Below are 7,431 nucleotides of genomic sequence, written 5' to 3'. Positions count from 1 at the left end.
ATGCTCTCTGCCGAGGACATGCCTACGCCAGGGAGCGCAATGATCGGATTCATCCCCTTTCCGCCGCACCGCGCGAGCTTTTATCGCGAGGCGGGTTACTGGGCCGGCCAACCCCTCGACGAAATCCTGCGATCGTCCGCGCGTCGCTGGCCCGATCACCCGGCGGTCATCGACGATGCGGAGCACTTCACGTATGCCGAATTGGACCAACGAGCCGACGCTGCCGCCGCCGGGCTCCTCTCGTTGGGGATCGGTGCCGGGGACTGCGTCCTGGTACAGCTGCCGAACAGTTGCCAGTTCGCGGTCGCGCTGTTCGGGTTGCTGCGGACCGGCGCGTTGCCGGTGCTCTGCCTGCCCGGCCACCGCGACGCCGAACTGGCGCACTTCCTCGACGTCTGCGACGCGACCGCGATCATCGTGGGCACCGACCCCGGCGGATTCGACTACCGCGCGATGGCCGAGCGACTGTTGCAGCGGCCCAACCGATTACGGCATGTCATCGTCGACGGCGAAGCCGGCTCGCACATCTCGTGGTCGCAGGTGTGCGCGGGCGAGGGGCAGCCGCCGCGGTTGCGCCCCGACAGCAGCGGCCCCGCGGTGCTATTGGTGTCCGGCGGCACCACCGGCGCCCCAAAGCTGATCCCCCGCACTCACGACGACTACGTGTACAACGCCACGGCCAGCGCTGCGCTGTGCCGGCTGACGAGTGACGACGTCTACCTCGTCGCACTACCTGCCGGCCACAACTTCCCCCTTGCCTGCCCCGGACTCCTCGGTGCGATGAGCGCGGGTGCGACCGTGGTGTTCGGCCGAGATCCCAGTCCAGAAGCGGCGTTCGCCACGATTGCCCGCCATGGTGTCACCGTCACGGCACTGGTGCCGGCACTGGCCCGGTTGTGGGCGCAGGCCTGCGAGTGGGAGGAGCAGATTCCGTCGACATTGCGCGTGCTTCAGGTCGGCGGGGCCAAGCTGGCCGCCGACGACGCCCGGCACATCCGATCGGTGCTCACACCCGGACTCCAGCAGGTGTTCGGGATGGCCGAAGGCCTGCTGAACTACACCAGGCTCGACGACCCTCCGGAACTGATCGACAACACCCAGGGTCGGCCGCTGGCCGAGGATGATGAGCTTCGCATCGTCGATGAGGCCGGAGACGAAGTGCCAGAAGGCGAGCCGGGCGAACTGTTGGTGCGCGGGCCGTACACCATCAACGGGTATTTCCGCGCCGAGGCGGAGAACCAGCGCTCGTTCACACTGGACGGCTTCTACCGCAGCGGAGACACGGTGCGCCGCATGGCCAACGGCTACCTGGAGGTGACCGGACGGGTCAAAGATGTCATCCTTCGCGGTGGCGAGACGGTGTCGGCCCTTGATCTGGAGAGCCACTTGCTCACCCATCCACGAATCTCCGCGGCTGCCGCAGTCGGCCTACCCGATCCCTACCTCGGCGAGAAGATCTGCGCGGCAGTTGTTTTCCGCGGCGCACCGGTCGGCATGACCGAGCTCAACGAGCATCTCGATGCGCGCGGTGTCGCCGTGCACTGCCGCCCGGACATGGTGGCGCCGATGCCGGCATTACCGACGACCGCGGTGGGCAAGATCGACAAACGCTCGATCGTCGCGCAGCTGCAACCTTGAACGGTCAGTCGCGGCGGGCGACGAGATGGGGCGCCAGGCATGCCATCTTCTCGCACGTCTCCTCGAACTCGCGGTTTGGTGACGACGCCGCGATGATGCCCGCCCCGGCCCGCAGCCAGGTCCGAGATCCTGCCTCGTAGACGACGCGCAGCGCCAGCGCGGCGTCGAGTCCGCCATCGGGGGTGAACATCGCAACAGCGCCCGAATACAGACCGCGCGGCATCTCGTCGAGGCGCAGGATTGCCTCGAGGCCAGGCGCTTTCGGGATTCCGGACGCGGTCACGGCCGGGAACAGCGCCTCGAGCGCATCCATCCGGTCACGGCTCGGGAGCAAGGTGCCGCCGACGGTCGAGCCCAGGTGCTGAACGCTGCCGCGCTCGCGCACCGTCATGAAGTCGGTGACCGCGACGGTGCCGGGCTCAGCGACTTCGGCGATCTCGTCCTGAGACGTCCGTACCGACAGCGCGTGCTCGACGATTTCCTTGGCGTCGGATTCGAGCTCGTCTCGGGCCGCCCGGTCATCGTTGGCACCCCGGCCGAACGCCCTGGTGCCGGCGAGCGGCTCGGTCAGCACCGCACCGTCGCTGCGAACGGCGGCGACCAACTCGGGGCTGAAACCCAGTGCGCGGATTCCGCCATGGCGCAGGAGAAATGACCGTGCGGGTGTGTTGCGCCTGCGGCCCAGGCTGTAGGTCGCCGGGAAGTCGACCGGGAAGGGGACGTCGACGGTGCGCGACAGGATCACTTTCTGGTAGCGGCCCGCCTGTATCTCGGCCACCGCGGTCGCGACGCGCTCGCGATAGCCAGTGCAGTCGGCGGTCACGTCCAGGAGTTCGGCGCGGCCATCGAGCCTGCCGGGCCGCAAGTTCCGGACCGCCGCGTGCAGCCGCGCGTCGCCGTTGATCACCTGAATTCCGTTCGGTGACAGTACTACTCGGCTACGGGGAGTGAAGACCCGGGCCAGCGGTGTTCCCGGCGGGACCCTGTCGAACAAGCCGTGCCGGTGCGCGCCCAGTTCGAAGGCGATCCACCCGAACGCCGGTTCGCCACCGGCCAGTGCGGTGTCGACGGCGTCGGCCAACACCTGTGCGGGGCGCCCACTCCAGGTGTGGGTGACGACCGCCTGCCCGTCGCCGATACGGCACTCGTCGCGATCGAGTTCGATACTCGTACGCGCGCCGATCGCCAATGTCCAGCAACCGTGCCGTTCATAGACCAGGTAGTCGTCCCCGGTGCGTTCGGGAACGTCGGCGGCCAACTGCGCCACCGCATCCGCCGGCGTCATGCCCTCGGGTATCTCGGCCCAATCACCGGTGTCGATCGGTGCTCGCGGCGCCGCGGTCACGTCGGTCATGTCGACAGTCCTCACTTGAAAAGCCGGGCCCCGCAGCGGGGCCCGGCTCCTCATCGGTGTTACTCGGCGTCCGACGAGCTCGACGCCGATGCCTTGGCGCGAGCGCTGCGTGCGCTACCGGCGGTCGTCTTCTTTCCGTCGGTGGCCTTGCCCGCCGACGTGGTGCCACCACTGGCCTTCGTCGACGAGGTCGCCGTCGGCTTCTTCGCCGTCTTGCCACTGGTCACGACCGGAGCCGAGGGTGCACTGGTCGAATCAGTTTCGGTGTTGGTGGCCGCCGTAGCCTCGGTCGATCCCGCGGCAGCATCGGTCGTGTCGGCCGTCAATGCCTTCGCCGATGCCGACTCCGTCGCCGCAGGCACGGCAGACGCGGCCGGGGTGCTGCTGGCGGTCGTGGTGACCGGCGGCGTGATGGCCTTGGCGATCGCCTGCGGGATCGTGACCAGCAGCCTGCCCAGCAGGCCGATCGAGGGACCGGTCACGGTCACACCGTTGGCGGGGTCGGTCGGGGGCGCCACCGGGATGAACGTCAGCAGAGCCGGGAACGGCGCGGCGGACTTGGGGTTGTTCCAGCCGTTGAGAACCGCGTTGACGAACAGCCCCGGCGTGTTGACGACGGTGTTGATCGCTCCCACCGCGTCACCGGCGGACACCGACTGGACCAGACCGCCGACGATGTCGCCGGCCGTTGCCAGCACACTCAACGCGGCCCCGTAGACCGGCTGGAAGATGCCGTTGACGAGCGTGGTGCTGCTGAAGATCGCGCCCACCGCGTTCGCGAAGTTCTGCGCGATCTGTTGCGGGATACCCGGATTCGGTACGGTGCTGCCGCGAGGCGTGTAGGTCAACAGCGCGTTGTAGATCGGTGTGATCGTGGCCAGCGCGCCGTACAGCACGAAGCTGCTCAACTGGTTGACGATCTCGGCATTGTTGCCCTGGTCGATGGCGATCTTGAGGTTGGCCAGGAACGTGCCACCCCGACCCGCCATGTAGGTCTCCCAGCCGGCCGGGATTCCGGTGATGGCGTTGCCGATCTCGGTGGCGTAGCCGAGCTGATTGCGGGCGACCTGAGACAGAACCGGCAGCGGATCGGCGGCGATCGCCTGGGTCAGGGCGGCGATATTGGTGACCGTGTTCGTGACGATCTGCGGGTAGATGGTCAGCGGCGAGGCGGTGACCGACAGGCCGGTCAGCTCGACCGCCTGGACTGCCCGCCGCTGGATTTCGTCTACGGATTGGGTAGCCGGTCCGGCGACGAGTGCGCCGGCGGTGATCATCGCCGCGCCGGCGATCGTGAATCTGCCGGCGCGGCGCGCCGAGAATGCTGGGCTGGCAACGACCTGAGCCCCCGAAAGGTTGACAGCGGCGTGCACGAAATCTCCTTCTCCACAGTTCTAACGAGTAAGCATTGCGGACGGAGATTAGCTAAGACTTACCTAAGTTTCAATAGGTACGCCTAACCATAGTTAGATGTGCTCAGCACCCAGCCGATTGCGGGCGCGCTTAGTCGAACGGGCTATCCCTGCGGACGATCGAACGCGTAGAGCGCCATCCGCCGGTTGGACATGTCGAACTCTCCGATAAATCTGCATCCCGCGGCTTCGCACACCCGCCGAGCGGCGGCGTTGCGGTGGTCGGGATCGAACATCACCCGTCGGCACCGCGGGTCAGCGGCGAACAGGTTGGTGATGATCTGTGGGAGCAGATCCAAACCGATGCCTCTGTTGAGAAGTCGGGTGCTGGCGATCGCCGCATGGAGGCCGAGGTCATACGGGTCCACCTCATAACACGGTGCGATCGAATCTTTTGCAGCCCTGTATAACTCGAGGTAACCATCGGGAGTGCCCTCAAGGGTGACAATCAGTGGCACCGAGTACGTGCCGTCGAGTTGCGCCTGCAGGTGCCGCCGCCAGCGATCGACGGGCCAGTCGTATTCCCATGCCTGCGCCAGATGCGGCCGGTTCATCCACTCGGCGACCATCGGGGCGTCGGCGGTGGTCGCCACGCGTAACGAGTACGGCGGATCGACGGCCGGCACGACGGGGGCCGGGACCCGCGCCACCTCGTCGGACAGGTCAGGCAGCGCGCGCGCGAGAACAACCTCGGTCATCGCGCGCAGCGTAGCCGACGACAGGCGTCGGTGGTTGGCTTCACATTGCCGGACGCCGCAGGGACGAGTGCGGTTGAATGATCCGGTGGCCGAGATCCGCCGCACCCGCACAATCGCCGCCGACCCGCAGACAATCTGGGACGTGCTGGCCGATTTCGGCGCGGTCAGCTTCTGGGCCGACTTCGTCGACCACTCCTGCTTGCTGGAACACGGTGCCGCCGGCAGCATGATCGGTACCTCACGCCGCGTCCAGCTCGGGCGCTCGACATTGGTCGAACGGATCACCGACTTCGACCCGCCGCACACGCTCGCCTACGACATCGAGGGACTTCCCCCGCTGGTGCGTCATCTTCGCAGTCGCTGGACGCTGCGGCCGATCGCCCGTGGCCTCACCGAGGTCACCCTGACGAATGCGGTGACCATCGGCACCAATCCCGTACAGCGGCTCGCCGAGCGCGCTTTCGGCCGGGGGTCCGTCACACGGTTGGACCAACTCCTGGACGGACTGGCGAAACAATTGGAGGCGCAGCATGTCTGATCGTTCCGGGGCGAGCGAAGCGACGGGAAAGACACCCGACATCATCATCGTGATGACCGACGAGGAGCGCGCGACTCCGCCCTACGAATCGGATGACGTTCTCGCCTGGCGGCAGCGGGTGTTGAGCGGCCGGCGATGGTTCGACGAGCACGGTGTCAGCTTCGGGCGTCACTACACCGGCTCGCTGGCGTGCGTACCAAGCAGGCCGACGATCTTCACCGGGCAGTACCCCGACCTACACGGTGTCACCCAGACCGACGGCATCGGAAAGGTATTCGACGATTCGCGGATGCGGTGGCTGCGCCGAGGCGAAGTGCCCACGTTGGGCAACTGGTTCCGCGCGGCCGGTTACGACACCCATTACGACGGCAAGTGGCACATCTCGCACGCCGATCTGACCGACCCCGAAACCGGTGCGGCACTAGCGACCAATGACGACGACGGCGTCGTCGACCCGGGCGCGGTGCAGCGCTACCTCGATGCCGATCCGCTCGCACCGTTCGGGTTCTCCGGCTGGGTCGGGCCCGAACCACACGGCGCGGGCCTGGCGAACAGTGGCCTGCGGCGCGACCCGTTGATCGCCGACCGGGTGGTGGCCTGGCTGCAGGATCGGTATTCCCGCAGGCGCGCCGGGGACGCCGCCGCACTGCGCCCGTTCCTGCTCGTGGCGAGCTTCGTCAACCCGCACGACATCGTGCTGTTCCCCACGTGGGCAAGGCGAAGCCCCCTCGAACCCTCGCCGCTCGATCCACCGCCGGTTCCGGCTGCGCCCACCGCGGACGAAGACCTGCGCACCAAACCCGCCGCGCAGATCGCCTTCCGGGAGGCCTACTACTCGGGTTACGGTCCCGCCGCGGCCATCCAGCGCGTGTACGACCGTGGCGCGCAGCGCTATCGCGACCTCTACTACCGGCTGCATGCCGAAGTTGATGCACCCATCGACCGGGTCCGCCGCGCCGTCACCGAGGGCGGGTCGGATCACGCCGTGCTGGTGCGCACCGCCGACCACGGCGATCTGCTGGGCGCCCATGGCGGTCTGCATCAGAAGTGGTTCAACCTGTACGACGAAGCGACCCGGGTTCCGTTCGTGATCGCCCGCGTGGGCGAGCACGCGACCGCGCCGCGTCTCGTGACGGCACCGACATCGCACGTCGACCTGCTGCCGACCCTGCTCGGCGCTGCCGGCATCGATGTGGAGTTCACTGCGGCAACGCTTTCCGAGTCCTTCACCGAAGTGCATCCCCTACCCGGCCGCGATCTCATGCCGATCGTCGACGGGGCGGAGGCGGACGAGAACCGCGCCGTTTACATCATGACCAGCGACAACATGCTGGAGGGTGACACCGGAGCCTCGGGTCTGGCACGGCGCCTCAAGCGGACGGTGAATCCTCCTGCGCCCTTGCGCATCCGGATACCGGCGCACACGTCGGCGAACTTCGAGGGGCTCGTCACCCGGGTGGACGGTCGGCTGTGGAAGTTGGTGCGCACGTTCGACGACCCCGGCACGTGGACCGAACCCGGAATTCGGCACCTCGCCGCCAACGGTCCCGGTGGCGAGACGTATCGCACCAGCCCGCTCGACGATCAGTGGGAGCTCTACGATTTGACCGCTGATCCGGTCGAGGCTGTCAATCGGTGGTCCGATGCCGAATTGCACGAACTGAAAGCGCATCTGCGAGCGCAGCTCAAGCAGGTCCGCGCCGACGCCGTCCCCGAGCGCAACAATCCTTGGCCGTACGCCTCGCGACGCCCACCCACCCGACGTCGCCGGCGGTTGTTCGGCTAGAGGTC

6 protein-coding genes are annotated in these 7,431 nt (G+C 67.4%); 3 read left to right on the top strand and 3 right to left on the bottom strand.

Annotated elements, in window-relative coordinates; translation table 11 throughout:
• A complete protein-coding gene (locus tag K0O64_RS01925) occupies nucleotides 1-1,638 on the top strand; it encodes a (2,3-dihydroxybenzoyl)adenylate synthase (RefSeq protein WP_164519996.1) in 1,638 nt (545 codons plus the stop codon).
• 4 nt (nucleotides 1,639-1,642) lie between these two features.
• Here the strand turns inward: K0O64_RS01925 and K0O64_RS01920 are convergent, their stop codons facing one another.
• The 3 genes from K0O64_RS01920 to K0O64_RS01910 all read right to left on the bottom strand — a co-directional run bounded on the left by K0O64_RS01920 (nucleotide 1,643) and on the right by K0O64_RS01910 (nucleotide 5,102).
• Nucleotides 1,643-2,992: a salicylate synthase gene (locus tag K0O64_RS01920; protein WP_220045973.1), complete on the bottom strand. Its 1,350-nt coding sequence runs from the start codon at nucleotides 2,990-2,992 to the stop codon at nucleotides 1,643-1,645.
• A 59-nt stretch (nucleotides 2,993-3,051) separates the two neighbouring features.
• Nucleotides 3,052-4,365 (bottom strand): hypothetical protein, encoded by a 1,314-nt coding sequence (locus tag K0O64_RS01915; RefSeq protein WP_096309645.1) that lies wholly within the window; start codon nucleotides 4,363-4,365, stop codon nucleotides 3,052-3,054.
• Between the two features lie 143 nt (nucleotides 4,366-4,508).
• Nucleotides 4,509-5,102: a GNAT family N-acetyltransferase gene (locus tag K0O64_RS01910; RefSeq protein ID WP_071948018.1), complete on the bottom strand. Its 594-nt coding sequence runs from the start codon at nucleotides 5,100-5,102 to the stop codon at nucleotides 4,509-4,511.
• Between the two features lie 67 nt (nucleotides 5,103-5,169).
• On the opposite strand from K0O64_RS01910, the gene K0O64_RS01905 reads away from it, so the two are divergent.
• Together K0O64_RS01905 and K0O64_RS01900 are read left to right on the top strand one after the other, a co-directional pair.
• On the top strand, nucleotides 5,170-5,640 hold the full coding sequence (locus tag K0O64_RS01905) for an SRPBCC family protein (protein WP_096309644.1): 471 nt from the start codon (nucleotides 5,170-5,172) through the stop codon (nucleotides 5,638-5,640).
• The gene (locus tag K0O64_RS01900; protein ID WP_096309643.1) at nucleotides 5,633-7,426 is read left to right on the top strand and encodes a sulfatase-like hydrolase/transferase; all 1,794 of its coding nucleotides are present in this window, start codon (nucleotides 5,633-5,635) and stop codon (nucleotides 7,424-7,426) included. Before K0O64_RS01905 ends, K0O64_RS01900 begins: the two co-directional genes overlap by 8 nt.
• Nucleotides 7,427-7,431 lie beyond the last annotated feature (5 nt).

The organism is Mycolicibacterium pallens, from assembly GCF_019456675.1.
In the GTDB taxonomy this organism is placed as follows: domain Bacteria; phylum Actinomycetota; class Actinomycetes; order Mycobacteriales; family Mycobacteriaceae; genus Mycobacterium; species Mycobacterium crocinum.
This window is presented reverse-complemented; position numbering and strand designations above follow the sequence as displayed.